This window comes from Serratia sp. CY32780 (assembly GCF_052169135.1).
Lineage (GTDB): Bacteria > Pseudomonadota > Gammaproteobacteria > Enterobacterales > Enterobacteriaceae > Serratia > Serratia sarumanii.
The window spans coordinates 28,775-51,443 of sequence record NZ_JBJNLI010000005.1 but is presented as its reverse complement, the minus strand read 5'-3'; the positions used below and the strand labels follow the sequence as shown (position 1 = coordinate 51,443).

Genomic DNA, 22,669 nt, shown 5'->3' with positions numbered 1-22,669 from the left:
CAATGGCACAACACGGGTCAATCGCTGTAACGGTATCGACAGAGTAAAGTACTGGTTGTACATACAGATTTCTGCACAAGCTATTTAATCGCAAAAAGGAAAGCGCTATGAGTGGAACCCCACATAACAACAAAGTAACCTATGATGGCTTCAACTGTAACGGAGGTAAGCCGCCCGAAGCCAATACCAGTTGGAGTCATGTAACCAATGCATGGGAATGGAACGACCTCAAATTAAACCCCGGCTCGATATCTGACTGGTTTCCTGAAGAAGTGAAAGAAGCACTGGAAAATAATATCTGCATCATTTGTGGGGAAAAGAATTGTCCCTATATCAAAAATAGCAGAGACTACCAAAATCTCATTAACTCCCTGAAAAGTGGGAACGTGGAAGAAGCTAAAAAAGTCTATAGAACAAAGTTTGCACCACTTCGGAGAATAAACAAAGCTGAAGTGATGAAAGGACTGCAAAAAGCCCGCGACGCAAGAAATAACGGCGTTTGTACCGTGCCTTACATCGGTCCAATTCAACACAAACGCGTCATTGCTGCGCCTGGTGTGTGGAGTGAGTGGATTGAGTTATTAAACTCCTTTGCTAACGAAAATTCCCCTAACGTCTATACCGTCAATTTTAATCCTTCATCGAATATGGAGTCATCTTTTGATGTGGAGATAAAATACCCGGAACATAGTGGAATGAAAACCATTAACACAATGGGACCAGGATCATACACAATAAAAGCCACAGGAATCGGAAATACTTACATCAGGGTAAAGTCACATTCAAACCCTGTAACTGTCACCTTTGAATTTCCAGAGAAATAGCAGGTTAGTTGAACGAAGCCACCATATCTTGGTGGCTCAAGCACTTGAGATATATTTACAACTCATTATATGACGACAAAACATCATTAAGTGTTTTTTTATCTGGCATCATTTGCCTATATCCATTTTCAGTATTTAGGCTACTAGCCACATGGGATTTCATAACTAAATTTGAATTATAGTAGATGAATAAATCCCTGCCAATACTTTTAGAAATTAGCATATTGAGTTTATTTGCACACGCCGTGTCATTTTTCAATCTTATGGCTAAGGCATAATTATTTTCCGCACTTTTTTCAATCGGTGATATTTCCACAATACATTTTTTATCCAAAATAAATTGAAGATCTTCGCTTACATATACAAGTTTATTTTTTTTACTATCCGCACACCCTACTGATGTGATGCAAAGAGCAGTAATTAATATAAATTTAAGCATATTTTCAATCCACGCTTTAATGATACTATTTATTTAGATCATCATCGGTAACACTCAACCCATGTTTAGTCCAACTTTTGAGCACATTGGTTGCAGTTTCCGTTCTTTTCTCACTGGAAACGGTAGTATTTTAAGTTGACAGTACAGCTCTTGTTTGCATCCTACTTGTCCTTTTCAAAGTTATATGGCTTTATGATGGTAGCATTACAGGTGCAGCATTCCAATGCAAATGATAATCAATATCACTAAAGGGTTTTCAAGTTTTATTCATTGGATTTGAATTACGCATTCCTGTGAAATCACACCTTATTGCCTCATCGGGTCGCTAAATTCAACTTCATGAGCGCCAGCGAGCTAGCCCGAACACTACGTAACACCCTGCAGTAACGCCGGTAGGGGAAGATCTATTTCACTACATACGCGACCATTGTGGTAAGTACTACCACACAGGCAACTGAGCCGGGAGATTACCGCGCAGTTCCAGAAGGTGCCCGAACTGTTCTCCACTGCTGGTATCAACAGCATTTGGGACACCCTCAAGCTGATGATGCCACAGATGGACGATCCGCCCCGCCGGTTGATAGGCGTTCGTAACGGGGTATTCGATACCCTCAACGGGGCAGTTCGGCGCCCACCAGCAAGAACACTGGCTGCGCACCGTCAACAGCGCGAAATACACCCCGCCACGCATCGGGGAAAACCTGGCTGGCCATGGGCCGCATTTCTGGCAGTGGCTGACGCAGGCTGCCGGGGCAATCACGACAAGCAGGAGCGTATTCTCGCGGCGTTGTTTATAATGCTGGCGAACTGTTATGACTGGCAACTGTTCCTTGAAGTCACCGGCCCCGATGGCAGCAGCAAAAGCGTGATGGCCAGCCTGCTGGCGGGGAAAGACAACATCACCTTGGCCACTATCGATACGCTAGAATCGTCACAGGAGAGGGATTCAGTGGTCGAGTTCTCGCTGATTATCCAGCCTGACCAAGATGATACGCGCTTGAGCCACATTCCCAAATATCCGGCATGCCCGAAGGCATGCCGGACGCCTTCTCACCGCCCCTCTTTCTCCCCCAGGAAGAAATACCACAGCGGAATGGAAAGCAGCAGGGTGAACACCAGCGTATACAGCAGCACCATCAGGCTCTGCATGATCACCATCTGGGCGCTCCAGGCGCCGATCGGCAGCTGGAATTGCTCGACGGTGCCGCCGAGGATCGCTCGGCCCATCACGCAGCCGACCGCCACCGCCACCGTCGCCACCGCCGCGCGGAACTTGCGCACCTCGGCGCGGCGGGCGGCCGCTTCCGGCGTTTCGTCCCGGTGGCTTTGCCGTTGGCCGCGCCAGCGCCACACGTCCACCAGCAGCAACGCCGCGAGGCTCACGCCCATCACCGGCAGGCAATAACCCAGTACGGCTGCCACCAGCAGCGTGCCGGCGCGCGCCGGTAGGGAAAGCGCCAGCCAGGCGGCAACCAGCGTATGCACCGGATGCTGCGCCCCCGCCGCCGGGCGGCGGATCCACCACATGCAGTAACCCAGCGCGACCATCAGGCACAGCCCAAGGCCGAACGCCGCCAGCAGCAGCTGATTCGGCAAGCCGAACAGAATGCCCATGTGGGCGTCGATGCCCCAGCGGGTCAGCTTGGCGATGAGTGGGAAAGTGTCGAACCGCACCTGGTCGACGACGGCGAAGCTTTGCGGTGCGATGGCAACCGCGTCCACCTGCGTTGGCCAGCTGCGATCCACTTCGGTCACCGTCCAGGCTTTGCCCTCGCCTTTCGGCTGGCGCAGCTCGATCTTGGCGGCGTCGATCCCGGCGGCGCGCGCGGCGTACAGCGCCCGATCCCAGTCGCCGTTCAGCGCATTGCTCTGCGCGGCTGGGGCCATCTTCATGCCCGCCATCATCCCGCGGTGCTCGGCGTGCGGATCGGCCGGCGTCTGCGGCGTATCGGCCTGCAGGCTGGTGTTGACCTGCGGCGTCAGCCAGCCCAGGTTGGCCCGCAGCGCGTCGATGTTGCCGCCGGCCCACTGCGACCAGGTCAGCCCGGTAGCCGAGAAGAACAGCAGCCCGGCCAGCAGCGCTACACCCAGCGTGATATGCCAATGGTGGCTGGCGGCGAAGCCCCCTTTCGCCCTTTTCAGCTTGCGCTTCGGCCGCGTCGCCAGCCACAGCGCCACGCCGCCCAGCGCGGCCACCCACAGCCAGGAGGCCGCCAGCTCGCTGTAGTTACGCCCCAGATCGCCGAGCAGCAGGCTGCTGTGCAACTTATCCAGCCAGGTGCGCAGCGGCAGCACGCCGGAGGTGCCGTACACCGTCATATCGCCCTTGATCGCCAGAGTGTAAGGGTCGACAAACAGCGCGCGCGACTCGGAAGCGCCCAGATCGGCGCCCGCGAACTGTACGCGCGTGGTGTCCATTGCGCCGGGTGCCGGGCGCACGGCGTAAATGCGCGCCTCGTCACCCATCGCGCGGCGGGCGGCGGCGATCTGGTCAGCCAGCGATCTCGCCTGCCCGTGCGGTTCGGTGAAAAGCGCATCGCGATACAGCGCCTCTTCAAGCTGCGGCGTCAACACATACAGCGTGCCGGTCAGTGCAGCGACCAGAATAAAAGGAGCGACCAGCAGGCCGATATAAAAATGCAGCCGTCTGATCAGGTTCAGCATCGCGCCACGCGGCGATGCGGCAGGTGGAGTTTTGGTTATTGAAGACATAGCCTTTCTCGTTTTTCAAACTGTGCGCGCAGGCAAACCGTCCGCAGCGATACGGACGGCGTTACCCATGATCAAGCAATAGGGAAAAACGGTTGGCCGGGCGGCCCGCGCGGGCTCGGCCGCAGAACAAGGCGCCGAATGGGTGGAGAAACGATGCGCGGCGCGCTAGGCAGGCGCGCGATGCGCGCCATCAGCCACAGCAGCGGGACAAATGTCCACAGCAGCAGCGGCACGTGGATCAGCAGCTCGCAATAGCCGCAGAAAATCATTTCCGCAGGATCCATGCCGTGGTGGCCGGCATGCTCGGCGGCGGGCATCGTCATCGCGTGCATGTTGTGCGGCATAGCGGCGTCCGTCTGCGCCATGCCGCCCATCATCGGGTGGTGCATCAGCGATTTCGACACCACCGGCGCCACAAACAGCAACAGCACCGCCATAATGGCGATGCAGGCGGTAAAGCGTTGCTGTAGCTGATGTGGCACTCTCATCGCGGCGGCGAATTAACCCGGTCGGTGGCGAACAAGCGGCCAGTGTAACCCGCGATGCGCGATGAGGTGAACGAAAAGAAAAGTCAGGTTGGTCTTACGCACACCCGGCGGCGATCACAACTCCCGCGAATAGACCCGCGAGGCTTCGCCCCAGGGGTGATACCCGAGCCCGTGATAAACGAAGCCGTGGCGCTCGTAGTAGCCTTCCAGATCGGTGCACAGGTGCAGCTGCGGGAAGCCCAGCCGGCGGGTTTCCGCCGCCACATGCTCAATCAGTTTGGCGCCGTGGCCCCGGCCGCGCTGCGCTTCCTCTACATAGAGCGCACACAGCCAGGGATACAACTCCCCACGGCTGATAAAGTCGTTGGTGATAAGCCCCGCGCAGCCGAGGATCCGGTCATTTTCCATCAGCAGGTACCACTGCGGCAGCGGGTTGGTGGCGCCGAGGCTGCGGTTGATGGCGTCTTCATACATCATCAGCGTCTCTGCCGTGGCCCAGTGCCGCTGAAAATACGCAATGGCGCGCGGCGCCAGCTCGGGCGCTTGCCGCACCGAAATCATGTCCATCGTCATTCCCGTTATTCATGTTGTCAGCGTAGAATTATGCAGCACTATGCACGGTATGACAGCGGCATTCATCCCAAGGAGTCATCATGACGCAAAACATCTATGACAATCAGGCCTTTTTCGACGGCTATGCGCAGCTCAGCCGCTCGCAGCACGGCCTGGACGGCGCGCCGGAATGGCCCGCCATCCGCCGCATCCTGCCGGATTTGCAGGGCAAAAGCGTGGTCGATCTCGGCTGCGGCTACGGCTGGTTTTGCCGCAGCGCGCGCGAACAGGGCGCAGCCAGCGTGCTGGGGCTGGACGTCTCGGAAAAAATGCTGGCAAAAGCGCGGGAGATGACCGCCGACGCGGGCATCGCGTATCGTCGGCAGGATTTGGCGCAGCTGCAGCTGCCGCCGGAAAGTTACGATCTGGTCTACAGCTCGCTGACGCTGCACTACCTCGAGGATCTGGCCGCGCTGTTCGCCACGGTTTACGCCGCGCTGAAACCCGGCGGGCAGTTCATCTTCACCGCCGAGCACCCGATCTACACCGCCCCGGCGCAGCAGGGCTGGCTGACCGACGGCAACGGACAGAAGTCCTGGCCGGTGAACGGCTACCAGCGAGAAGGCCAGCGCGTTTCCAACTGGCTGGCGGAAGGTGTCATCAAGCAGCACCGCACGCTCGGCGGCTATATCAACCCGCTGGCGCAGCAAGGATTTATCATCCAGCATTTGAACGAATGGGGCCCCAGCACGCAGCAAATTGCCGCTAATCCGGCGCTGGACGAAGAGCAGGAGCGCCCGATGATCTTCATTCTCGCCGCCCGCAAACCCGCCTGATTGATCCGCAGTAAACCGTTCACATCACCACAGTTGGGGAGGCCGCCTCCCCCCAACGGCTATCATGCCGGCAGCGCCGCCCCGTGCGCCGCGAAGTACATCAGCGCCTCGCCTTCCATACGATAGCGCACCCACTCGCCCTGCGGCTGCGCGCCGATGCTGAGGTAGAAATCGATGGCCGGTTGGTTCCAGTCCAGCACGCTCCACTCCAGGCGGCCGCACTGCCGTTCGCACGCCAGCTGGGCGATGTGCCGCAGCAGCTTTTTACCGGCGCCCGCGCCGCGATGCTTCGGCGCCACGTACAGGTCTTCCAGATAGATGCCGTTTTTACCCAGCCAGGTGGAGTAACTCATAAAGAACACCGCATAACCCGCCGGCTCGCCGTTTACCGTACAAATCAGCGCTTCGGAACAGGCGCCCGGCCCAAACAGGCTGCGTTCGATATCTTCCACGCTGGCCAGCACCTGCTCGCGCGCCTTTTCGTACACCGCCAGCTCGATAATCATATCCAGAATCAGTTTGGCGTCGCTTTTTTGCGCCGGGTAAATCTCAATGGTCATGGCAAATCCTGAGTGTGTTGATGGCTGTGCTTGCCAGCATATCGCGCCTCAAATACTGTATGAACTGCATTTTCATCAACAGGTAATGAATATCATGCATCTGGATTTGAAACGCCTCGATCTCAATCTGCTGCTGGTGTTCGAAGCGGTGTATCGGCTGCGGTCTGTAACGCGCGCCGCGGCGGAGCTGGCTCTCAGCGCGTCGGCGCTGAGCCACGCGCTGATCCGGCTGCGCAAGGCGCTGGCGGACGAGCTGTTTTACCGGGTCGGCAACGACATGCACCCGACCGTGTATGCCGACAGCCTGGCCCCGACCGTCAGCGAAAGTCTGGCGCTGCTGGCCAAAGGGCTGCATCCGCGCCCGCGCTTCGTTCCCGCCGAAAGCCGGGAGAGCTTCACCTTCGCCATTACCGATTACACCGCCTTCGCGGTATTTCCCGCGCTGATGGCGCAGATGCAGCGCCTGGCGCCGGGGCTGTCGTTCCAGCTGCGCTATTCCGAGCGCAAAGTGGCGCTGAACGATCTGCTGGCGGGGCGCATCGACTTCGCGCTGGGCTTTACCGAAACCGACGGCGAAAGCTACCCGGAGATCGACGAGGTGAGCTGGCTGGAGGATGAGTATGTGGCGATTTGTTCACCCGCCTTCAGCGTAAAATGCGGCGAACTGACGCTGGAAAACTACCTGCGGGCGCGCCATCTGGTGGTGACGCCGTGGAACGAACAGCGCGGCGTCATTGACTATCAGCTCGATAAGCTGGGGCTGCAGCGCGATATCGCCATCCGCACGCCTTCGCTGCTGGGAGCGCCGTTCATCGTCGCCGACAGCGAACTGGTGATGAGCATGCCGCGCTACGCCGCGCAAAAATTGCGGCAGGCGGCGGCGCTGGCTATCCATCCCCTGCCGTTTCCGGTGCCGCCGTATCAGATCAAAATCTACCTGCACCGCAAAAACGGCCGGCCGGAGGCCTGCCGCTGGTTGCGGCAACAGCTGCAGGCGCTGGCGGCGCTATAACGCGGGTTCGCCGATCGGCAGATACCCCTGCCACAGCGGCCGGGCCGGTTTGCCGTGCGGGTTGGCCCGCAGATGCACGTGGTAGCCCTGCAGCGCCTGCAGCAGCAGGCAGTCGTCCACCTCGGCCAGGTCATCCTTGTGCTGCTGCGCGCTGTCCGTCAGCAGCACCCGTTTGGCTTTGTCCTTCGCCTCGTCGGCAGAGCGCGCCACAAACAGGCCGAACTGGTGCAATTCCGCCAGCTCATCGCTGCGGTAGCCGCCCACGTTGACGAAAAACAGCTTCTCTTCACCGGCGAACGGCGCAGGCTCCAGGCTCACGTCGTAACCGTCCGCCCAGTCGATGCGCGCATAGCCGTCGACATGCACCTTGCGCTTATCGCCGAACCACTTTTCACGCAGCAGCGGATACGCCTCTTCCGGCCGATCCGCCGCCGCGAACTGCACGTCGTGCAGCTCAATATTGGCGCCCGGCGCCGTACCGCCCACATAAAACATCAATAATCCCGGCATGTTAGTCTGCTCTCCTTGGTGATAATCGCTATATAAAATAATGCATAGCGAAACATCTGCCAACGGCGGCGCCATTCTGTGTTATCAATAGGTGAGGTTTAATCTGTTGTGGAGGAACGCATGGCATTCAATATCGGTGATTTTGTTCAACGCACCACCGGCGGCCCAAAGATGACCGTGGTGGCGATCGACGGCGAAACCCTGGTTTGCAGCTGGAATGAACTGGGTAAAGAGCAGCGCACGGAGGTGCAGGCCAGCGACGTGGCGCTGTACCACGAAGACGGCGATTTCGGCGTCTGCTGAATAACCGGGGCGCGCCGCGCCCCGTTATCGCGTCAGGCGCGAATGTCCTGATAGGCCGGCGTGGTATCGAACTCGTGTTTGGCGAACGGGCACAGCGGAATGATTTTACGCTGCTCCGCGCGCATTTTCTCCACCACCAGCGCCACCAGCTTTTTACCGACGCCCTGCCCCTTCAATGACTCATCCACCCAGGTGTGATCGATAATGGTCAGCTTGTCGCCGCTCGGCACGAAAGAGATCTCGGCGATCAGCTTGCCTTGTTCGTCATTGATATAAAAACGCTTCTCGTCTGCCAGTATTTTATGATCCATATTATTTCTCCCTATATTTCAGTGCGCCGCTGGGGCAGGTGTCGATGACGCGTTTCACTTCGGCCGGCTCGGCATTGTCGGCATAATCCACGGGCGGCGGTTCAAGGTAAAAATAGCCGCGTTGCCACGCACGCAGTTGGCAGAATGGCGGCAAACTGCAGGGTTAAAATAAACGTCAATCTTATCACCGGAATAACGGCGGTAACCGGCGGCGGTCAATTCCTCGTCCATCTTGGCCTCACATTGCCTGTTTTATTGTTTTTGCTCCGGGTTCAAGTATAGGCAATGCCGCCGGCTTCACCACGCGTCTCGCACACCGAAAAAAGTGGCGCAACCGCCCGTCGCCGCTAGAAAAAAACGTAAATTGTTCTAATCTTTATTCAGTAAGACAACATAATTCCGACAGTGGCTAAGGAGTTTGAAATGGGTGATAGCTCAAAAGACGGCGTCATTCTGCTGTCCCGCATATTACTGATGATTCTGTTTATCATTTTCGGCTGGATGAAATTGGTCAACTTCGGTGCGACCGTCACGGCGATGGAAGGCTATGGCACACCGATGCCTTATTTGGCGGCGATCGTTGCCGTGCTGGTGGAGTTTATTTTCGGCATCGCGCTTATTCTCGGTCTGTTTACTCGCCCTATCGCGGTCATTTTCGCCCTGTATGTTTTGGGCACCGCGTTTATCGGCCATCCGTTCTGGAAAATGACCGGCATGGAAATGATGGGCAACGAAATCAACTTCTTTAAAAACATCAGCATCATTGGCGGCTTGCTGTTGCTGGCGGTGACCGGCGCCGGCCGTTATTCGCTGGACTATAAAATATTTAATAAATAATTCATCGATGGCCGGCGACTCTCGCCGGCCATTTTATTTCCGCTATCCTTTCAACGGCTGCGCTTGGCGTGGCGCTCAAAGTTTTCCGCCCTGGCCTGCGCCGATTTTCGCAGCGTGACGTAGCAGGCGCCCTCGCCGCCGTCGCGCGGTAAGGCGCGGCAAAACGCCTGCACCTGTTCAAACTGCGCCAGCCATTTGGCGACGTAACTGCGCACGATATTCGGATGGCTTTCGTTCTGCCGCCCGCGGCCGTGCACGATCAGCAGCGAACGCAGGTTTTGCGCCTCCGCCTGCAAGATGAAGCGAAACAGCGCCTGCCGGCTGGCTTCGACCGACTGACGCAACAGGTTCAGCGAAGCCTGCGGCGGGTAACGCCCGTTGCGCAGCTTGTCCAGCACGCCCTGCTGAATGCCTTCCCCTTTGAACTCCAGCGGCTGTTCACAGGGGATCACCTCGAGGAAATCGGTGCTGAGGAAGTTTTCCTGCCGCAGCCGCTGCGCTTCGCGCCGCGCGCTTTTGTCTACCGTCTCCTGCGGCTTGAGGTACAGCGTCTGCCGCCCGCTCGCCAGCGGCACCACGTCCGCCATCGCCTGTTCAAAAAAGTCTTTTTCCTGCTCGCTCATATTCCACCTCTCTTGAACGGCAGCCTTTACGGCCGGGAATGGGGTCGATTGTAAGACGCCTTGCCACGGTTGCAAGCCGGGAATTGTCAGCGGCATTTGTCTCATTTGTCGTCAACGGGTGAGCTTGCGAACAGTTTTCGCTATACTGCTAAGCCATCATTGAGTGCCGCAAAGGATCGAGCCCATGACAATGCGCGAGCTGGAAATCCAGTTTCAAAATGCGATGAATGAGTTGCAGAGCAGCTTCGAACGGCAACACCGCGAATGGCAGCAGAGCTACCAGGCGCTGCAGCAACTGCTGGAAGAAGCCAAACAGCGCGAAGCCGCACTGCGGGCGCAGAATGAACAACTGGCGCGCAAACTGAGCACCGCCAGTTCGGTGCCGGAGCAGCATGCGCTGGTGAAGCAGATCAAAATGCTCGGCGCCCATCTGGATGCGCTGGCCAAAGACGCGGCCACCTTCAATCACCACCTGCGCCAACAGAGCGCGGTCGGTAATTTCAGCGGCGAACAGCATTGATAGCGGGCGCTGTCGCACAGCGCCTCCCGCCCCTCTTCTGGCGTATTGAGAGTGTAATAAAGCCTAAATGACCTGGATCATCCTCGCCGCCCTGATCGTCGTATTTATCATCGGTTACCGCATCCTGACGTCCGACACCCGCAAAGCCATCGATTCGCTGGCCCATCTGCTGAGGGTCAAGCCGATGCTGATTGAATCGATGATCCAGGAGATGGGCGGCCGCCAAAGCCAGACCTTTATCCGCATGCTGAACAACGGCTACACCGAAGAGATGCACCAGGCGGCTTATCTGCTGTTCATCTACCTGACGTTCATCAAACAGGCGGACGACGAGCAGATTGCCCTGTGGCGCGACGTGCTGCTGCGCGCCGGGCTGTCGCCGGAGCTGCACGCCGAGCACACCGAAGCGGCGCTGTTTTACTTCGCCGAGCTGGATATCGATGCGTTTGAACTGGCGCAGTTCCGCCGCGCCTACAATGAGCGTTTCAACCGCGAAGCGTTGGCCCACGGCTGATCGCGTCCCCCGGGCGGGGGACCGATTACAGGAACATGCTGTAGAGGTAGCGCGACAGCGCTTCGCGCGAGCTGAAGCCGTGTGCGATGCCGTAACGCTGGTTCGGGGCGTCGCTGCTTAAATCCAGGGGAAACTCCAGATACTGCTCGCTGGTGCGCACCGGAGAGGTCGGCGTGGCGAAATGCACGCTTCTCTCTTTCAGAGCCGGGTGGATCACCAATGCGGTTCTGCCCATCCGCGCTTCGCGATTCACATACACGTAGTGTGTACCCTTGCGGTAGCCATAGGCCTGGTCGGTGACATAATCACGCTCAAAGCCGGTATTCTCCAACACTTTAGCCACTTCATCCGGCCGTAAATACATCGATTCCTCCTCTCATTCTGGACCGCTGAGCGACCTTACCGTAATCATTCACCGAAACAATGATTTTCTGGGGAGGAATCCGGGTTTCAGACTATTCCTGAATGGCTCGGCTGCGCTGCAGCAGACGCAGGGTGAGCAGCACCCCGAGCGCCACCAGCAGCGCCGCCGCCAGATAGATCGACGGCACGCCCGCTTGCCCAATCAGCAGCCCGGCCAGCGGCCCGGTGATGCCCAGCGCCAGATCGAGGAATGCCGAATAGGTGCCGAGCGCCGTGCCCTGGTTCTGCGGCGGCACCTGTTTCACCGCCTCGACGCCCAGCGCCGGGAACACCAGCGAGAAACCGGCGCCGGCCAGCAACGCGCCGGTTTGCACCATCCAGGGTTCGCCGGCCTGCCAGATCAACAGCAACCCGACGATCTCGACCAGAAACGACGCCAGCGTCACCTTCAGACCGCCGTGGCGGTTGATGACGTTGCTGAAGATCAGACGGATGCCGACGAAGGCGCAGCTGAACAGCGTCAGCGAAAACGCCGCGCCGCTCCAACCTTTGTCGGCGTAGTAAAGGGTGATGAACGTGGCGATCACGCCGAAGCCGACGGTGCCCATCGCCAGCCCGAGGCCATAGGCCCAAATGCGGCCGAACACCGCGCGAAAGGCGATGCGCTGCCCGGCGGCGATCGAAACGTCCGGCTTGCCGCTCGCCAACAGCAGCGCCACCGCAACCGCCAGCACGATCAGCGCCGCCACCCCGGCCAATCCCCACTGCTGATTCAGGTACACGCCGAGCGGCGCCCCGGCCGCCATCGCCCCGTAGGTGGCGACGCCGTTCCAGGAAATCACCCGCGCGGTGTGCATCGCTCCGACCCGGCCGATACCCCACAGCGTGGAACCGGTGCTGGCGAAGCTTTCGCCGACGCCGAGAAACACCCGCCCCACGCACAGCAACAGCAGGCTGAGCCACGGGTAACCGTCAACGCCGAACGCCAGCGCATAAAACAGGCCGCTGGCGCCGCAGCACGCCAGGCCGAACAGCACCACCTTTTTCGGCCCCAGCTGATCGGCATAGCGCCCGGCGTGCGGGCGGCTGAACAGCGTGGCGAAGTACTGCGCGCTGATGATGAGGCCCGCCAGCACCGAATTGTAACCCAGGTGGTCATGCACAAATCCCGGCAGCACCGCCAGCGGCAGGCCGATGGTCAGGTAGCAGACGAAGGTGAACATCACCACGGACAGAATGCGTCGGTTCAGCTGGAGGTTATTTTCTGCGGTCATCGAAGGTGGCTCGCATCGGACGGGGTAGACAGAGATTGCCAGCATACCCCGATGGGATCTGATGATAAATGAGAGAGTTATAACGAATTATTATTTCGCTAACGGTTGGCCGCCACCCGCGCGCGTAGAAAATCGATAAACGCCCGCACCTTTTCCGGCACGTGGCGGGTATTCGGGTAGAGCGCGTAGATGCTCTGCTCGGGGAAACGGTGATCCGGCAGCAACCGCTGCAGCCGGCCGGCGTCGATTTCGGGCTGCGCCAGCCACGCCGGCAGCAGCGCCACCCCGGCGCCATGCAGGGCGAATGCCAGCAATGCCGCGGCGCTGTCGCCGGTGAGCGTCGCGGCGTCCGCCACCTTGAACAGCACCGCTTCGCGCTGCGGCGTGGCCACCTGCCAGCTGAGCGGCGAACTGAGCCGGCTGTGGGCGATCCACTGCGCCTGCGCCAGCTCGGTCAGCGAATGAATCGGTCGCTCGGCCAGGTAACCCGGCGACGCCACCGGAAAAATGGCGAAACTGTCGATCAGCGCCGCGCGGTGGCTGGAATCCGCCAGCTGGCCCAGGCGGATCGCCACGTCAAAGCGCTCCGAGATCAGATCGGCGTAATAAGAAGAAGAGACATGCTGGATGCGCAGCCGCGGATGCTGCCGCGAAAACGCCGCCAGCGCCGGCACCACCACCTGCGCGCCGTACTCCGGCGTACTGGTGATGCGCAGCACGCCGCTCAGCCCGTGGTGATCGCGGCGCACGTCGTCCAGCACGTTTTCCGCCTCCTGCAGCAGCTGCAGGCTGCGCTGGTAAAAGCGCTCGCCGGCGTCGGTCAGCGACAGCCGCCGGGTGCTGCGCGCCAACAGTGACACCCCCAGCTCGTTCTCCAACTGCTTGACGTTAAAGCTCACCACCGCCTTGGTTTGCCCCAGCGCCGCCGCCGCCGCGGTAAAGCTGCCCGCTTCCACTACCGCCGCGAAGATCGCCAGGCGCTGCAAATTCAGCATTTCGCCGCCCTTATTGTCAAAATCATTTTGACAGTGTAATCGCCCGCCGCCGATTTATCCGCACTTTTCCCCCCGATACACTGCTCGCCTTCAACCGGAGGCACCATGTCTTATCGCAGCAAAGTGGCAATCGTCTATCTGCTCGGCTTTTTCGTCGATCTGATCAATATGTTTATCGCCAACGTCGCCTACCCCGCCATCGGCCAGGCGATGCGGGCGTCGGTCAGCCAACTGGCGTGGGTCAGCAACGGCTATATTCTCGGCCTGACGCTGGTGATCCCGCTCAGCGCCTGGCTGGCGCAGCGCATCGGTGGGCGGCGGGTGTTCCTGCTGTCGCTGGCGCTGTTCATGCTGGCCACCTTCGGCGCCGGCAACGCCGACAGCATCGGCGCGCTGATCGGCTGGCGCACCCTGCAGGGCATGGGCGGCGGCTTGCTGATCCCCATCGGCCAAACGCTGACCTATCAGCTGTATCGCAGCCATGAACGCGCCGCGCTGTCGGCGGCCATCATGTTGGTGGGGCTGCTGGCGCCGGCGCTGTCACCGGCGCTGGGCGGCTGGCTCGTCGATCGGCTGGACTGGCGCTGGGTGTTTTTCGCCAACCTGCCGCTGGCGGCCCTGGCCCTGGCGCTGGCGGCGCTGTGGCTGCACGCGGAAACGTCGGCGACGGCGCGCAAACCGCTCGACGGCAAAGGATTGCTGAGCGCCTGCGCGGCGCTGACGCTGCTGCTGCTCGGCCTGACCCGGCTGAGCGAGGCCGGCCATCAGGTTTCCGGTGCGGCGCTGCTGGCCGCTGGCCTGCTAGTGCTGGCGTACTATCTGCGCCATAGCCTGCGCACCCCGCAACCGTTGCTGAACCTGCGGCTGGTCGGCGATCCGCTGCTGCGCAACGCCATGGGGGTTTATTTGTGCATTCCCGGCCTGTTCATCGGCGTCAGCCTGGTGGCGATGCTGTATCTGCAAAACCAGCTGGGGATGCCCGCCGCCCAGGTCGGCGGCCTGATGCTGCCCTGGGCGCTGGCGTCGTTCCTGGCCATCACGCTGACCGGCAAAACCTTTAACCGCCTCGGCCCACGGCCGCTGCTGATCGCCGGCTGCCTGTTGCAAGGCGCCGGCATGCTGACGCTGGCGCAGATCGACCAGGCCGGGCAACACGCGTGGCAGATCGCCGCCTTCGCCCTGATGGGATTTGGCGGCAGCCTGTGCAGCAGCACCGCGCAGAGCAGCGCGTTCCTGCAGATCCCCGACGCTCAGCTGGCGGACGCCAGCGCGCTGTGGAACATCAATCGCCAGCTCAGTTTTTGCCTCGGCGTGGCGCTGCTCAGCCTGCTGCTGAATCTGCTGCTGACCGGGCTGCCGCCCGCGGCGGCCTACCGAACCTGCTTCATTCTGGCGGGCGCCAGCGTATTTATCCCGCTGCTGCTGTGCCTGCGCCTCGCCAACCGCGCCATCGTGCGCCAACTCAACGCTCAACAGGATGCTTTATGAACCCGTATTTTACCGAAGTGATCGACGCCCACATCGCCATTGAACGCTGGCTGGGCAAAGGGGCTGGAGAAGAGCAGGCGCTGCTGGCGCGCTTTATGCCGGATTTCAGCATGATCGCGCTGAGCGGCGCTCCGCTGGATTTTGCCGCGCTGTGCGCCTTTTTCCGCGCGCATCGCGCCGCCAAACCGGGATTGGAAATCGAGATAGAAGAGATGAAGCTGGTGGCCGAATGGCCGACGGGCGCGGTAGTCAGCTACCGGGAAAAGCAGAGCCTGCCGGGGCAAAGCGCCACGCTGCGCTATTCCACGGTGGTCTTTGAACGTCAGCCCAACGCGCTCGGCTGGCGGCATTTACACGAAACCGCCGCGGCGCAATAATTACAAAAAGCTGCCGGCCAAAAACAGTTCCCAGCCGACGATCGCTCCGCACAGGGTTACCGCGCTGAAAATGACTTCAAACAGATAGCGATTGATCATCGTTCGTCGCCTCAAAAGAAAACACCCGGAAGAACCGGGTGTCTGGAGTACGGGCTGGAGAGTGCGGAACCTTTCGGTTCCGCAAACATCACTTAATTAAGCTTTTTTACCGGCTTTTTTGTGGTGTTTTTTAGCGGCCTGAGCTTTCTGCACTGGCGCTTTTTTGTGGTGTTTTTTAGCTGCCTGGGCTTTCTGAGCCGGCGCTTTTTTGTGGTGCTTTTTAGCGGCCTGCGCTTTCTGGGCTGGCGCTTTTTTGTGATGCTTGGCTTTCTTGTGGTGCGTTGCTTTAGCCGGCGCTTTTTCAGCGGCAGCCGCTGGCGCAGCGGTAGTGGTGGTCGCAGCTGGCGCGGTGGTGGTAGCCGGAGCAGTAGCTGCAGTATCAGCAGCGAAAGCAACAGAAGACAGACCCATAGTGGCAGCAACGATCAGCGCTAATACTTTTTTCATCTTTACATCCTCAGAGTGTTGTTTCGGTAAGCTCCGGTGGAGCCGTTGAAACAGATACTAGTGGAATCAAACTGCCACTTCCGTGAGTGATTGGTTTCGCCGAGTAACCAAATGTACAAAGCCCAGGCGCCGGCAAACACCTGCGTGACGGCGGTTTTTTTTCCGTGATCGGCCACGCAAATCGCGCCATGGTCTACACTTAAGAGACATGTGTCGAAATGGAGAGCTGAATGTTTAAGAAAGCGGAAAGAACAGAACGCGATATCGATCAGGACGTCACTCTGTTGGCCGATACGCTGGATGAAGTGTTGCGCGAGTCCGGTGACAAGACCAAAGAGGAACTGAAAGAGCTGCACAGCAAGGCGAAAGGCGTGCTGCGCGACGCGCGAGCGCGGTTCAATGGCTCCACCAGTCTGACACAGCATGCGCGCGATGCGGTTGATCAAGCCGATAGCTATGTGCGTGACAAACCTTGGCAGGGCGTAGGGATCGGTGCCGCCGTCGGCATCGTGCTCGGCGTGCTGCTGGCCCGGCGTTAACACCCCTGCAGTCATAAAGATAAAACAGATGTGCGTCTGGCCCGCGGAAATCGCGGGCCGTTTAATTTAGGCGTTTGAACAGCTGCGCCAGCCCCTGCACCGCCCGTTCCGTCTCCTCTTGCCGAGTGAAATTGGCAAACCCCAGCAGTAACCCCTGCCCCGCAGGATGATCGATTCGCCAGTCCGACAACGCCTGCGCCGCCAACCCCAGTTGCCAGGCTTGCGCCGCCAACGGCGTATCCGCCACCCCGTCACGTAGCCGGGCCAATAGCTGAATGCCACCCTGCTGCGGCACCACCCTCAGCCACGCCCCCAGCTGCCGCTCCAACGCCTGCGTCAGCCACTCGCGCCGCTGGCGGTACAGCGGCCGCATGCGTTTCAGATGGCGGTAGAAATGTCCTTGCCGGATAAAATCCGCCACGCCGGCCTGCAGCAGCGGCGGGCAACCGCAGCCACGCAGCCGACTGCTGCACGCGAATGTCTCCGTCAGACCGACGGGCACCACCAGATAAGCCATGCGCAGCGCCGGGAACAGCGTTTTGCTGAAGGTGCCGGCGTACAGCACCCGCCCCTGAACATCGAGGCTTTTCAGCGGCGGCAGTGGCCGCCCGTGATAGCGAAACTCGCTGTCGTAGTCATCTTCCAGGATCCAGGCCCCGCGCTGCTGCGCCCAGTCGAGCAGCGCCATGCGCCGCGCCAGGCTGAGCGAGACGCCGAGCGGGCTTTGATGGGTTGGCGTCACCACCGCCAGCCGCGCCTCGGGCGCCGTCAGCATACCGGCGGCCACGTCCATGCCTTGTTCATCCACCGGCACGGCGAGCGGCCTGACGCCGGCGGCCCGCAGCAGCGGGCGCGTAACCGGATAGCCGGGATCTTCTATCCATACCGCGTCGCCGGCGTGCAACAGCGTCTCCACCACCCAATCCAACAACGCCGGATAACCGGCGCAGAGGAAAATCTGCTCCGGCCGACAGCTGATGCCGCGCGACAAATGCAGATAATGGGCGATCGCCTCACGCAGCTCAGGCAGGCCGCCGGCCGGCGGCAGCGCCAGGGAAGCCACCGTGGAAGCGCGCAGCCGGCGGGCGACAATGCGCTGCCACAGCGCCCGCGGAAACGCATCCAGCGCCGGCACGCCCAGCTGGAAAGGCTGCAGCATGCCCTGCGGCTGCAGCGGATCCGGCGCTATCGCCGCCAGCGGCGGCGCGGCGGATACCGCGCCCGGCGGCACGTGCGGCAGCTGCGGTGAAACATAGGTGCCCGCCTGCCCGCGGCTCTGCAAGAAACCTTCGGCAATAAGTTGCGCGTAGGCGCTTTCCACCGTGGCGCGCGCCACGCCCAGCTCGCTCGCCAACCCGCGCACCGAGGGTAACCGGCTGCCCGCCGCCAGGCTGCCCTGGGCGATGGCGTCTTTAATCCGCAGGTAAATCTGCCGGTACAGCGGTTCGGCGAGCCGGCTGTCCAGCCGCAGCGTGGTCAGGAAAGTTGGCATTATGGCCCGGTTAAATAATCATTTTATGGCCCTATAGCATAGACCATAAGGCCGCTAAAGTAGCGCCATGATTTCGTTACTACCGATTGAGGTTGACCATGATTAAGCAACGTTTGAACTATGCCGAGCTGGCGCCCGCCCCGTACAAAAATATGGTAAGTGCGCTGATGGCGCTGGAGAAAGGTGCCCTGGACAAGGCGACCATCGAGTTGATGTTTATGCGCGTTTCGCAGATCAACGGCTGCGCCTACTGCCTGGATATGCACGGCAAAGCGCTGCGCGAAAGCGGCTTCAGCCATGCCAAGCTGGATACGCTGGCAGGCTGGCGCGTCAGCCATGAGTTCAACGAGCGCGAGCGCGCCGCGCTGGAATGGGCCGAGTCGGTGACGCTGATCGCCGCCACCGGCGCGCCGGACAGCACTTTCGAGGCGCTGAAGGCGCACTTCAGCGATGCCGAGATCGCCGATCTGACCTTCGCCATCAGCATCATGAACGCCTTCAACCGGCTGGCCGTCAGCATGCGCCAGTAATGCGTTCTCTTCCCCCCTCTGCACTGAGAGGGGGAATTTCTCACCCGCAAAAATTTTTTCCCTCGCCTTTTCCAGCCCCGGCGCGGTCTGCGCCTTCACCCTTACAAAACACCATATATGGCGTGGTTGATAAAATAAATATCAACATATAGTATTTTATAGGTCAGCCGCAGGGAATGTCGTTCGGTTGATAACGCCGTCAGAAACGCCAGGAACAATGCTCCGTTATCTGACTTGTCCGCCTTTCCTTCAGCCTAAAGGTAAATGCGAATCATGAGCATTATTATTTACAGTAAGCCGGACTGTGTCCAGTGCAACGCCACCTATCGCGCATTTGATAAACAGGGGATTGATTATCAGGTGGTCGATCTCACCCAGGATCAGCAGGCGCTGAACCACGTTAAATCCTTAGGTTATCAGCAAGTTCCGGTAATTATCGCCGGAGACGATCACTGGTCCGGTTTCCGGCCGGACAAGATCGGCGCGCTGGCGCTCACCTGCTGAGGCCCGCCGATGAATCCGCTGGTTTATTTCTCCAGCAGCTCGGAGAACACCCATCGGTTCGTTGAGAAACTGGGCCTGCCGGCGATCCGCATTCCGATCGCCGGCGCCCGCAGCAAGCTGCTGATGGAACACCCCTTTATCTTGATCGTACCCAGCTATGGCGGCGGCAGCGCCGTCGGCGCGGTGCCGATCCAGGTGATCCGCTTTCTCAACGTTCCGCAAAACCGTTCATACCTGCGCGGCGTCATCGCCGCCGGGAACACCAACTTCGGCGCGGCGTACGGCATCGCCGGCGACATCATCGCCAAAAAATGCCAGGTGCCTTTTTTATACCGCTTTGAGCTGCTCGGCACTACGCAAGACGTTGAAAACGTTAGACAGGGAGTAACCGCATTTTGGCAACGACAGAACTGACCAGGCCCGAAACGGGCGCGCTGGATTACCATTCGCTCAACGCGATGCTCAATCTTTACGATGCGGAAGGCCGGATCCAGTTCGATAAAGATCGGCTGGCGGCGCGGCACTACTTCCTGCAGCACGTCAACCAAAACACCGTGTTTTTCCACAACCTGGAGGAAAAGCTGCGCTATCTGGTGGAGGAAGGCTACTACGAGCCGCAGGTGCTGGCGCAGTACGAATTCCCGTTTATCAAGCAGCTGTTTCAGCAGGCCTACGCCAAAAAATTCCGCTTCGAGACCTTCCTCGGCGCCTTCAAGTACTACACCAGCTATACGCTCAAAACCTTCGACGGCAAGCGCTATCTGGAACGCTACGAAGACCGGGTGTGCATGGTGGCGCTGACGCTGGCGGCGGGCGACACCGCCCTGGCGCAGGATCTGGTGGAGGAGATGATTTCGGGCCGCTTCCAGCCGGCCACGCCGACTTTCCTCAACTGCGGCAAACGCCAGCGCGGTGAGCTGGTCTCCTGCTTCCTGCTGCGCATCGAAGACAATATGGAATCGATCGGCCGGGCGGTGAACTCCGCGCTGCAGCTGTCGAAACGCGGCGGCGGCGTGGCCTTCATGCTGAGCAATATTCGCGAGGTGGGCGCGCCGATCAAGCGCATCGAGAACCAGTCCTCCGGCGTCATTCCGATCATGAAAATGCTCGAAGACGCCTTCTCCTACGCCAACCAGCTCGGCGCGCGCCAGGGGGCCGGCGCGGTGTATCTCAACGCCCACCACCCGGACATTCTGCGTTTTCTCGACACCAAGCGCGAAAACGCCGACGAGAAGATCCGCATCAAAACGCTGTCGCTGGGGGTGGTGATCCCGGATATCACCTTCGAGCTGGCGAAGAACAACGAAGAGATGTACCTGTTTTCGCCCTACGACGTCGAACGGGTGTATGGCGTGCCGTTTTCGGAGATTGCCGTCAGCGAGAAGTACCGCGAGATGGTGGACGACAAGCGCATCCGCAAGTCGCGCATCAACGCGCGCGAGTTCTTCCAGGTGCTGGCGGAGATCCAGTTCGAATCCGGCTACCCCTATGTGATGTTCGAGGACACGGTTAACCGGGAGAACCCGATCGCCGGGCGGATCAACATGAGCAACCTGTGTTCGGAGATCCTGCAGGTCAACCGCGCCAGCACGTATCACGAGGATCTGAGCTACGATCGCATCGGCAAGGACATCTCCTGCAACCTCGGCTCGCTGAACATCGCCAAAACCATGGACGCGCCGGACTTCGGCAAGGCGATCGAGACCGCGATCCGCGCGCTGACCGCGGTGGCCGACATGAGCGATATCCGCTCGGTGCCGTCGATCGCCGAAGGCAACCGCAGCGCCCGCGCCATCGGTTTGGGCCAGATGAACCTGCACGGTTACCTGGCGCGCGAGCGCATCTTCTACGGCTCGGAAGAAGGCATCGACTTCACCAACCTCTATTTCTATACCGTGGCCTATCACGCCATCCGCGCCTCTAACCGGCTGGCGATCGAGCGCGGCGGCGCCTTCGACGGCTTTGAGCATTCCCGCTATGCCAGCGGCGAGTACTTCGATAAGTACACCGAGCGCGACTGGCTGCCGCAGACCGAGCGGGTGCGCGAGCTGTTCGCCGCCGCCGGCATCGCCATTCCGAACCGCGACGACTGGCGCGCGCTGCGCCAGTCGGTGATGCTGCACGGGCTGTACAACCAGAACCTGCAGGCGGTGCCGCCGACCGGTTCCATCTCGTACATCAATAACGCCACCTCCAGCATCCACCCGATCGTTTCACGCATCGAGATCCGCAAGGAAGGCAAGATCGGCCGCGTTTACTACCCGGCGCCCTACATGACCAACGACAACCTGGCGTATTACCAGGATGCCTATGAGATTGGCCCGGAAAAGATCATCGATACCTACGCCGCCGCCACGCAACACGTCGATCAGGGGCTGTCGCTGACGCTGTTCTTCCGCGATACCGCCACCACCCGCGATATCAACCGCGCGCAGATCTACGCCTGGCGCAAAGGCATCAAGACCATTTACTACATCCGCCTGCGCCAAATGGCGCTGGAAGGCACCGAGGTGCAGGGCTGCGTGTCCTGCGCGCTGTGAGGCAACTTATGACGACCGTAACATCGGCGCCGCTGGTGCGCGCCATCAACTGGAACATCATCGAAGACGACAAGGATCTGGAGGTGTGGAACCGCCTGACCTCCAACTTCTGGCTGCCGGAGAAGGTGCCGCTGTCCAACGATATCCCCTCCTGGGCCACGCTGACGCCGAAGGAGCAGCAGCTGACCATTCGGGTGTTCACCGGGTTGACACTGCTGGACACCATCCAGAACACCGTCGGCGCGCCGGCCCTGATCGCCGATGCGCTGACGCCGCACGAAGAGGCGGTGTACTCCAACATCAGCTTTATGGAGGCGGTGCACGCCCGCTCGTACAGCTCAATCTTCTCCACCCTGTGCCAAACGCCGGACGTGGACGACGCCTACCGCTGGAGCGAGGAAAACCGCGCGCTGCAGAAGAAGGCCGGCATCATTCTGGCGCACTATCGCAGCGACGATCCGCTGTTGAAGAAGGTTGCCAGCGTGTTCCTCGAGTCGTTCCTGTTCTATTCGGGCTTTTACCTGCCGATGTACTGGTCGAGCCGCGCCAAGCTGACCAACACCGCCGATCTGATCCGCCTGATCATCCGCGACGAGGCGGTGCATGGCTACTATATCGGCTATAAATTCCAGAAAGGGCTGGAGAAAGTGGACGCCGCACGGCGCCGGCAGGTGAAAAACTTTGCCTTCGATCTGCTGCAGGATCTGTACGACAACGAGGTGCGCTACACCGAGGAGCTGTACGACGGCGTCGGCTGGACGGAAGACGTGAAAACCTTCCTGCACTACAACGCCAACAAGGCGTTGATGAACCTCGGGTATGAGGCGCTGTTCCCGCCGGCGATGGCGGAGGTCAACCCGGCTATCCTGTCGGCATTGTCGCCAAACGCCGATGAAAACCACGACTTCTTCTCCGGTTCCGGTTCGTCTTACGTCATCGGCAAGGCGGTCAACACCGAGGATGAGGACTGGGATTTCTGA

General features: G+C 59.8%; 28 protein-coding genes and 2 pseudogenes. 16 read left to right on the top strand and 14 right to left on the bottom strand.

Annotated features, from left to right (window positions below; translation table 11 throughout):
- The first annotated feature begins 107 nt into the window (after positions 1-107).
- Positions 108-824, top strand: a complete 717-nt coding sequence (locus ACJ8HH_RS19360) for a colicin Z family toxin (RefSeq protein ID WP_071883843.1) — start codon at positions 108-110, stop codon at positions 822-824.
- Between the two features lie 55 nt (positions 825-879).
- On the opposite strand, the gene ACJ8HH_RS19355 is transcribed toward ACJ8HH_RS19360, so the two are convergent.
- A complete protein-coding gene (locus ACJ8HH_RS19355; protein ID WP_126171188.1) occupies positions 880-1,263 on the bottom strand; it encodes a hypothetical protein in 384 nt (127 codons plus the stop codon).
- Positions 1,264-1,643: 380 nt separating this feature from the next.
- Here ACJ8HH_RS19355 and ACJ8HH_RS19350 point away from each other — a divergent pair.
- Positions 1,644-2,251 (top strand): annotated as a pseudogene (locus ACJ8HH_RS19350) (DNA primase); the annotation flags it as partial.
- A gap of 62 nt (positions 2,252-2,313) precedes the next feature.
- Here ACJ8HH_RS19350 and ACJ8HH_RS19345 read toward each other — a convergent pair.
- From ACJ8HH_RS19345 to ACJ8HH_RS19335, 3 genes are all read right to left on the bottom strand, one after another.
- Positions 2,314-3,975 carry a DUF2534 family protein gene (locus ACJ8HH_RS19345; protein WP_172841017.1) on the bottom strand — a complete coding sequence of 554 codons (1,662 nt, stop codon included), beginning with the start codon at positions 3,973-3,975 and terminating at the stop codon, positions 2,314-2,316.
- 71 nt (positions 3,976-4,046) lie between these two features.
- Positions 4,047-4,463 carry a DUF2946 domain-containing protein gene (locus tag ACJ8HH_RS19340; RefSeq protein ID WP_442520244.1) on the bottom strand — a complete coding sequence of 139 codons (417 nt, stop codon included), beginning with the start codon at positions 4,461-4,463 and terminating at the stop codon, positions 4,047-4,049.
- A 114-nt stretch (positions 4,464-4,577) separates the two neighbouring features.
- Positions 4,578-5,030 carry a GNAT family N-acetyltransferase gene (locus ACJ8HH_RS19335; protein WP_080435345.1) on the bottom strand — a complete coding sequence of 151 codons (453 nt, stop codon included), beginning with the start codon at positions 5,028-5,030 and terminating at the stop codon, positions 4,578-4,580.
- An 86-nt stretch (positions 5,031-5,116) separates the two neighbouring features.
- Between ACJ8HH_RS19335 and ACJ8HH_RS19330 the strand changes: the two genes are divergently transcribed.
- Complete coding sequence (locus ACJ8HH_RS19330; protein ID WP_060428999.1) at positions 5,117-5,851, top strand: class I SAM-dependent methyltransferase; 735 nt, start codon at positions 5,117-5,119, stop codon at positions 5,849-5,851.
- 62 nt (positions 5,852-5,913) lie between these two features.
- On the opposite strand, the gene ACJ8HH_RS19325 is transcribed toward ACJ8HH_RS19330, so the two are convergent.
- Complete coding sequence (locus ACJ8HH_RS19325; protein WP_060429001.1) at positions 5,914-6,411, bottom strand: GNAT family N-acetyltransferase; 498 nt, start codon at positions 6,409-6,411, stop codon at positions 5,914-5,916.
- 85 nt (positions 6,412-6,496) lie between these two features.
- On the opposite strand from ACJ8HH_RS19325, the gene ACJ8HH_RS19320 reads away from it, so the two are divergent.
- Positions 6,497-7,423: a LysR substrate-binding domain-containing protein gene (locus ACJ8HH_RS19320; protein WP_060429003.1), complete on the top strand. Its 927-nt coding sequence runs from the start codon at positions 6,497-6,499 to the stop codon at positions 7,421-7,423.
- Here ACJ8HH_RS19320 and ACJ8HH_RS19315 read toward each other — a convergent pair.
- A complete protein-coding gene (locus ACJ8HH_RS19315) occupies positions 7,418-7,933 on the bottom strand; it encodes a DUF1543 domain-containing protein (protein WP_033649790.1) in 516 nt (171 codons plus the stop codon). The two genes, ACJ8HH_RS19320 and ACJ8HH_RS19315, sit on opposite strands and share 6 nt — an antisense overlap.
- A 120-nt stretch (positions 7,934-8,053) precedes the next feature.
- Here ACJ8HH_RS19315 and ACJ8HH_RS19310 point away from each other — a divergent pair, with 120 nt between their 5' ends.
- On the top strand, positions 8,054-8,236 hold the full coding sequence (locus ACJ8HH_RS19310) for a YodC family protein (protein WP_025303973.1): 183 nt from the start codon (positions 8,054-8,056) through the stop codon (positions 8,234-8,236).
- A gap of 32 nt (positions 8,237-8,268) precedes the next feature.
- On the opposite strand, the gene ACJ8HH_RS19305 is transcribed toward ACJ8HH_RS19310, so the two are convergent.
- Both ACJ8HH_RS19305 and ACJ8HH_RS19300 read right to left on the bottom strand, forming a co-directional pair.
- Complete coding sequence (locus ACJ8HH_RS19305; protein ID WP_025303974.1) at positions 8,269-8,547, bottom strand: GNAT family N-acetyltransferase; 279 nt, start codon at positions 8,545-8,547, stop codon at positions 8,269-8,271.
- A gap of 16 nt (positions 8,548-8,563) precedes the next feature.
- Positions 8,564-8,778 (bottom strand): annotated as a pseudogene (locus ACJ8HH_RS19300) ((4Fe-4S)-binding protein); the annotation flags it as partial.
- A 192-nt stretch (positions 8,779-8,970) separates the two neighbouring features.
- On the opposite strand from ACJ8HH_RS19300, the gene ACJ8HH_RS19295 reads away from it, so the two are divergent.
- Positions 8,971-9,384 (top strand): DoxX family protein, encoded by a 414-nt coding sequence (locus ACJ8HH_RS19295; protein ID WP_033635670.1) that lies wholly within the window; start codon positions 8,971-8,973, stop codon positions 9,382-9,384.
- A gap of 50 nt (positions 9,385-9,434) precedes the next feature.
- Here the strand turns inward: ACJ8HH_RS19295 and smrA are convergent, their stop codons facing one another.
- On the bottom strand, positions 9,435-10,007 hold the full coding sequence (smrA, locus tag ACJ8HH_RS19290) for a DNA endonuclease SmrA (RefSeq protein WP_060388314.1): 573 nt from the start codon (positions 10,005-10,007) through the stop codon (positions 9,435-9,437).
- A gap of 184 nt (positions 10,008-10,191) precedes the next feature.
- Here smrA and ACJ8HH_RS19285 point away from each other — a divergent pair, with 184 nt between their 5' ends.
- Positions 10,192-10,527 (top strand): MbeD/MobD family mobilization/exclusion protein, encoded by a 336-nt coding sequence (locus ACJ8HH_RS19285; RefSeq protein ID WP_004928976.1) that lies wholly within the window; start codon positions 10,192-10,194, stop codon positions 10,525-10,527.
- A 67-nt stretch (positions 10,528-10,594) separates the two neighbouring features.
- A complete protein-coding gene (locus ACJ8HH_RS19280; RefSeq protein WP_025303978.1) occupies positions 10,595-11,041 on the top strand; it encodes a DUF1198 family protein in 447 nt (148 codons plus the stop codon).
- A gap of 25 nt (positions 11,042-11,066) precedes the next feature.
- On the opposite strand, the gene ACJ8HH_RS19275 is transcribed toward ACJ8HH_RS19280, so the two are convergent.
- The 3 genes from ACJ8HH_RS19275 to ACJ8HH_RS19265 all read right to left on the bottom strand — a co-directional run bounded on the left by ACJ8HH_RS19275 (position 11,067) and on the right by ACJ8HH_RS19265 (position 13,673).
- Positions 11,067-11,405, bottom strand: a complete 339-nt coding sequence (locus ACJ8HH_RS19275) for a DUF2002 family protein (protein WP_016929830.1) — start codon at positions 11,403-11,405, stop codon at positions 11,067-11,069.
- Positions 11,406-11,496: 91 nt separating this feature from the next.
- Positions 11,497-12,678: an MFS transporter gene (locus ACJ8HH_RS19270; protein ID WP_033635673.1), complete on the bottom strand. Its 1,182-nt coding sequence runs from the start codon at positions 12,676-12,678 to the stop codon at positions 11,497-11,499.
- 98 nt (positions 12,679-12,776) lie between these two features.
- Positions 12,777-13,673: a LysR family transcriptional regulator gene (locus tag ACJ8HH_RS19265; RefSeq protein ID WP_060443620.1), complete on the bottom strand. Its 897-nt coding sequence runs from the start codon at positions 13,671-13,673 to the stop codon at positions 12,777-12,779.
- 105 nt (positions 13,674-13,778) lie between these two features.
- Between ACJ8HH_RS19265 and ACJ8HH_RS19260 the strand changes: the two genes are divergently transcribed.
- The gene (locus tag ACJ8HH_RS19260) at positions 13,779-15,161 is read left to right on the top strand and encodes an MFS transporter (protein WP_033649786.1); all 1,383 of its coding nucleotides are present in this window, start codon (positions 13,779-13,781) and stop codon (positions 15,159-15,161) included.
- Positions 15,158-15,538, top strand: a complete 381-nt coding sequence (locus ACJ8HH_RS19255) for a DUF4440 domain-containing protein (RefSeq protein ID WP_060443619.1) — start codon at positions 15,158-15,160, stop codon at positions 15,536-15,538. The genes ACJ8HH_RS19260 and ACJ8HH_RS19255 overlap by 4 nt, the downstream gene beginning before the upstream one ends.
- A gap of 195 nt (positions 15,539-15,733) precedes the next feature.
- On the opposite strand, the gene asr is transcribed toward ACJ8HH_RS19255, so the two are convergent.
- Positions 15,734-16,084: an acid resistance repetitive basic protein Asr gene (gene asr, locus ACJ8HH_RS19250; RefSeq protein ID WP_004928953.1), complete on the bottom strand. Its 351-nt coding sequence runs from the start codon at positions 16,082-16,084 to the stop codon at positions 15,734-15,736.
- Between the two features lie 230 nt (positions 16,085-16,314).
- Here asr and ACJ8HH_RS19245 point away from each other — a divergent pair, with 230 nt between their 5' ends.
- Positions 16,315-16,623: a DUF883 family protein gene (locus ACJ8HH_RS19245; protein WP_004928950.1), complete on the top strand. Its 309-nt coding sequence runs from the start codon at positions 16,315-16,317 to the stop codon at positions 16,621-16,623.
- A 61-nt stretch (positions 16,624-16,684) separates the two neighbouring features.
- Here ACJ8HH_RS19245 and pdxR read toward each other — a convergent pair whose 3' ends face one another.
- Complete coding sequence (gene pdxR / locus ACJ8HH_RS19240; RefSeq protein ID WP_060443618.1) at positions 16,685-18,118, bottom strand: MocR-like pyridoxine biosynthesis transcription factor PdxR; 1,434 nt, start codon at positions 18,116-18,118, stop codon at positions 16,685-16,687.
- A 95-nt stretch (positions 18,119-18,213) separates the two neighbouring features.
- Between pdxR and ACJ8HH_RS19235 the strand changes: the two genes are divergently transcribed.
- The 5 genes from ACJ8HH_RS19235 (at position 18,214) to nrdF (ending at position 22,669) form a co-directional block, all read left to right on the top strand.
- Complete coding sequence (locus ACJ8HH_RS19235) at positions 18,214-18,645, top strand: carboxymuconolactone decarboxylase family protein (protein WP_033649782.1); 432 nt, start codon at positions 18,214-18,216, stop codon at positions 18,643-18,645.
- 273 nt (positions 18,646-18,918) lie between these two features.
- Positions 18,919-19,149 carry a glutaredoxin-like protein NrdH gene (nrdH, locus tag ACJ8HH_RS19230; protein WP_033635681.1) on the top strand — a complete coding sequence of 77 codons (231 nt, stop codon included), beginning with the start codon at positions 18,919-18,921 and terminating at the stop codon, positions 19,147-19,149.
- A gap of 9 nt (positions 19,150-19,158) precedes the next feature.
- Complete coding sequence (gene nrdI / locus ACJ8HH_RS19225; RefSeq protein ID WP_033649781.1) at positions 19,159-19,563, top strand: class Ib ribonucleoside-diphosphate reductase assembly flavoprotein NrdI; 405 nt, start codon at positions 19,159-19,161, stop codon at positions 19,561-19,563.
- Positions 19,545-21,689: a class 1b ribonucleoside-diphosphate reductase subunit alpha gene (gene nrdE, locus ACJ8HH_RS19220; RefSeq protein ID WP_072265932.1), complete on the top strand. Its 2,145-nt coding sequence runs from the start codon at positions 19,545-19,547 to the stop codon at positions 21,687-21,689. The genes nrdI and nrdE overlap by 19 nt, the downstream gene beginning before the upstream one ends.
- Before the next feature lie 8 nt (positions 21,690-21,697).
- Positions 21,698-22,669: a class 1b ribonucleoside-diphosphate reductase subunit beta gene (gene nrdF, locus ACJ8HH_RS19215; protein WP_033635683.1), complete on the top strand. Its 972-nt coding sequence runs from the start codon at positions 21,698-21,700 to the stop codon at positions 22,667-22,669.

Excerpts from the sequence above, each read along its gene's own strand:
- ACJ8HH_RS19345 (WP_172841017.1), bottom strand. The coding sequence starts at position 3,975 with ATGTCTTCAATAACCAAAACTCCACCTGCCGCATCGCCGCGTGGCGCG.
- nrdI (WP_033649781.1), top strand. The coding sequence starts at position 19,159 with ATGAATCCGCTGGTTTATTTCTCCAGCAGCTCGGAGAACACCCATCGG.
- smrA (WP_060388314.1), bottom strand. The coding sequence starts at position 10,007 with ATGAGCGAGCAGGAAAAAGACTTTTTTGAACAGGCGATGGCGGACGTG.
- ACJ8HH_RS19335 (WP_080435345.1), bottom strand. The coding sequence starts at position 5,030 with ATGGACATGATTTCGGTGCGGCAAGCGCCCGAGCTGGCGCCGCGCGCC.
- ACJ8HH_RS19235 (WP_033649782.1), top strand. The coding sequence starts at position 18,214 with ATGATTAAGCAACGTTTGAACTATGCCGAGCTGGCGCCCGCCCCGTAC.
- nrdF (WP_033635683.1), top strand. The coding sequence starts at position 21,698 with ATGACGACCGTAACATCGGCGCCGCTGGTGCGCGCCATCAACTGGAAC.
- ACJ8HH_RS19270 (WP_033635673.1), bottom strand. The coding sequence starts at position 12,678 with ATGACCGCAGAAAATAACCTCCAGCTGAACCGACGCATTCTGTCCGTG.
- ACJ8HH_RS19305 (WP_025303974.1), bottom strand. The coding sequence starts at position 8,547 with ATGGATCATAAAATACTGGCAGACGAGAAGCGTTTTTATATCAATGAC.
- ACJ8HH_RS19315 (WP_033649790.1), bottom strand. The coding sequence starts at position 7,933 with ATGCCGGGATTATTGATGTTTTATGTGGGCGGTACGGCGCCGGGCGCC.
- ACJ8HH_RS19285 (WP_004928976.1), top strand. The coding sequence starts at position 10,192 with ATGACAATGCGCGAGCTGGAAATCCAGTTTCAAAATGCGATGAATGAG.
- ACJ8HH_RS19295 (WP_033635670.1), top strand. The coding sequence starts at position 8,971 with ATGGGTGATAGCTCAAAAGACGGCGTCATTCTGCTGTCCCGCATATTA.
- ACJ8HH_RS19280 (WP_025303978.1), top strand. The coding sequence starts at position 10,595 with ATGACCTGGATCATCCTCGCCGCCCTGATCGTCGTATTTATCATCGGT.
- ACJ8HH_RS19310 (WP_025303973.1), top strand. The coding sequence starts at position 8,054 with ATGGCATTCAATATCGGTGATTTTGTTCAACGCACCACCGGCGGCCCA.
- ACJ8HH_RS19325 (WP_060429001.1), bottom strand. The coding sequence starts at position 6,411 with ATGACCATTGAGATTTACCCGGCGCAAAAAAGCGACGCCAAACTGATT.
- ACJ8HH_RS19265 (WP_060443620.1), bottom strand. The coding sequence starts at position 13,673 with ATGCTGAATTTGCAGCGCCTGGCGATCTTCGCGGCGGTAGTGGAAGCG.
- ACJ8HH_RS19245 (WP_004928950.1), top strand. The coding sequence starts at position 16,315 with ATGTTTAAGAAAGCGGAAAGAACAGAACGCGATATCGATCAGGACGTC.
- ACJ8HH_RS19275 (WP_016929830.1), bottom strand. The coding sequence starts at position 11,405 with ATGTATTTACGGCCGGATGAAGTGGCTAAAGTGTTGGAGAATACCGGC.
- ACJ8HH_RS19260 (WP_033649786.1), top strand. The coding sequence starts at position 13,779 with ATGTCTTATCGCAGCAAAGTGGCAATCGTCTATCTGCTCGGCTTTTTC.
- ACJ8HH_RS19255 (WP_060443619.1), top strand. The coding sequence starts at position 15,158 with ATGAACCCGTATTTTACCGAAGTGATCGACGCCCACATCGCCATTGAA.
- ACJ8HH_RS19320 (WP_060429003.1), top strand. The coding sequence starts at position 6,497 with ATGAATATCATGCATCTGGATTTGAAACGCCTCGATCTCAATCTGCTG.
- asr (WP_004928953.1), bottom strand. The coding sequence starts at position 16,084 with ATGAAAAAAGTATTAGCGCTGATCGTTGCTGCCACTATGGGTCTGTCT.
- ACJ8HH_RS19355 (WP_126171188.1), bottom strand. The coding sequence starts at position 1,263 with ATGCTTAAATTTATATTAATTACTGCTCTTTGCATCACATCAGTAGGG.
- ACJ8HH_RS19360 (WP_071883843.1), top strand. The coding sequence starts at position 108 with ATGAGTGGAACCCCACATAACAACAAAGTAACCTATGATGGCTTCAAC.
- ACJ8HH_RS19330 (WP_060428999.1), top strand. The coding sequence starts at position 5,117 with ATGACGCAAAACATCTATGACAATCAGGCCTTTTTCGACGGCTATGCG.
- nrdH (WP_033635681.1), top strand. The coding sequence starts at position 18,919 with ATGAGCATTATTATTTACAGTAAGCCGGACTGTGTCCAGTGCAACGCC.
- ACJ8HH_RS19340 (WP_442520244.1), bottom strand. The coding sequence starts at position 4,463 with ATGAGAGTGCCACATCAGCTACAGCAACGCTTTACCGCCTGCATCGCC.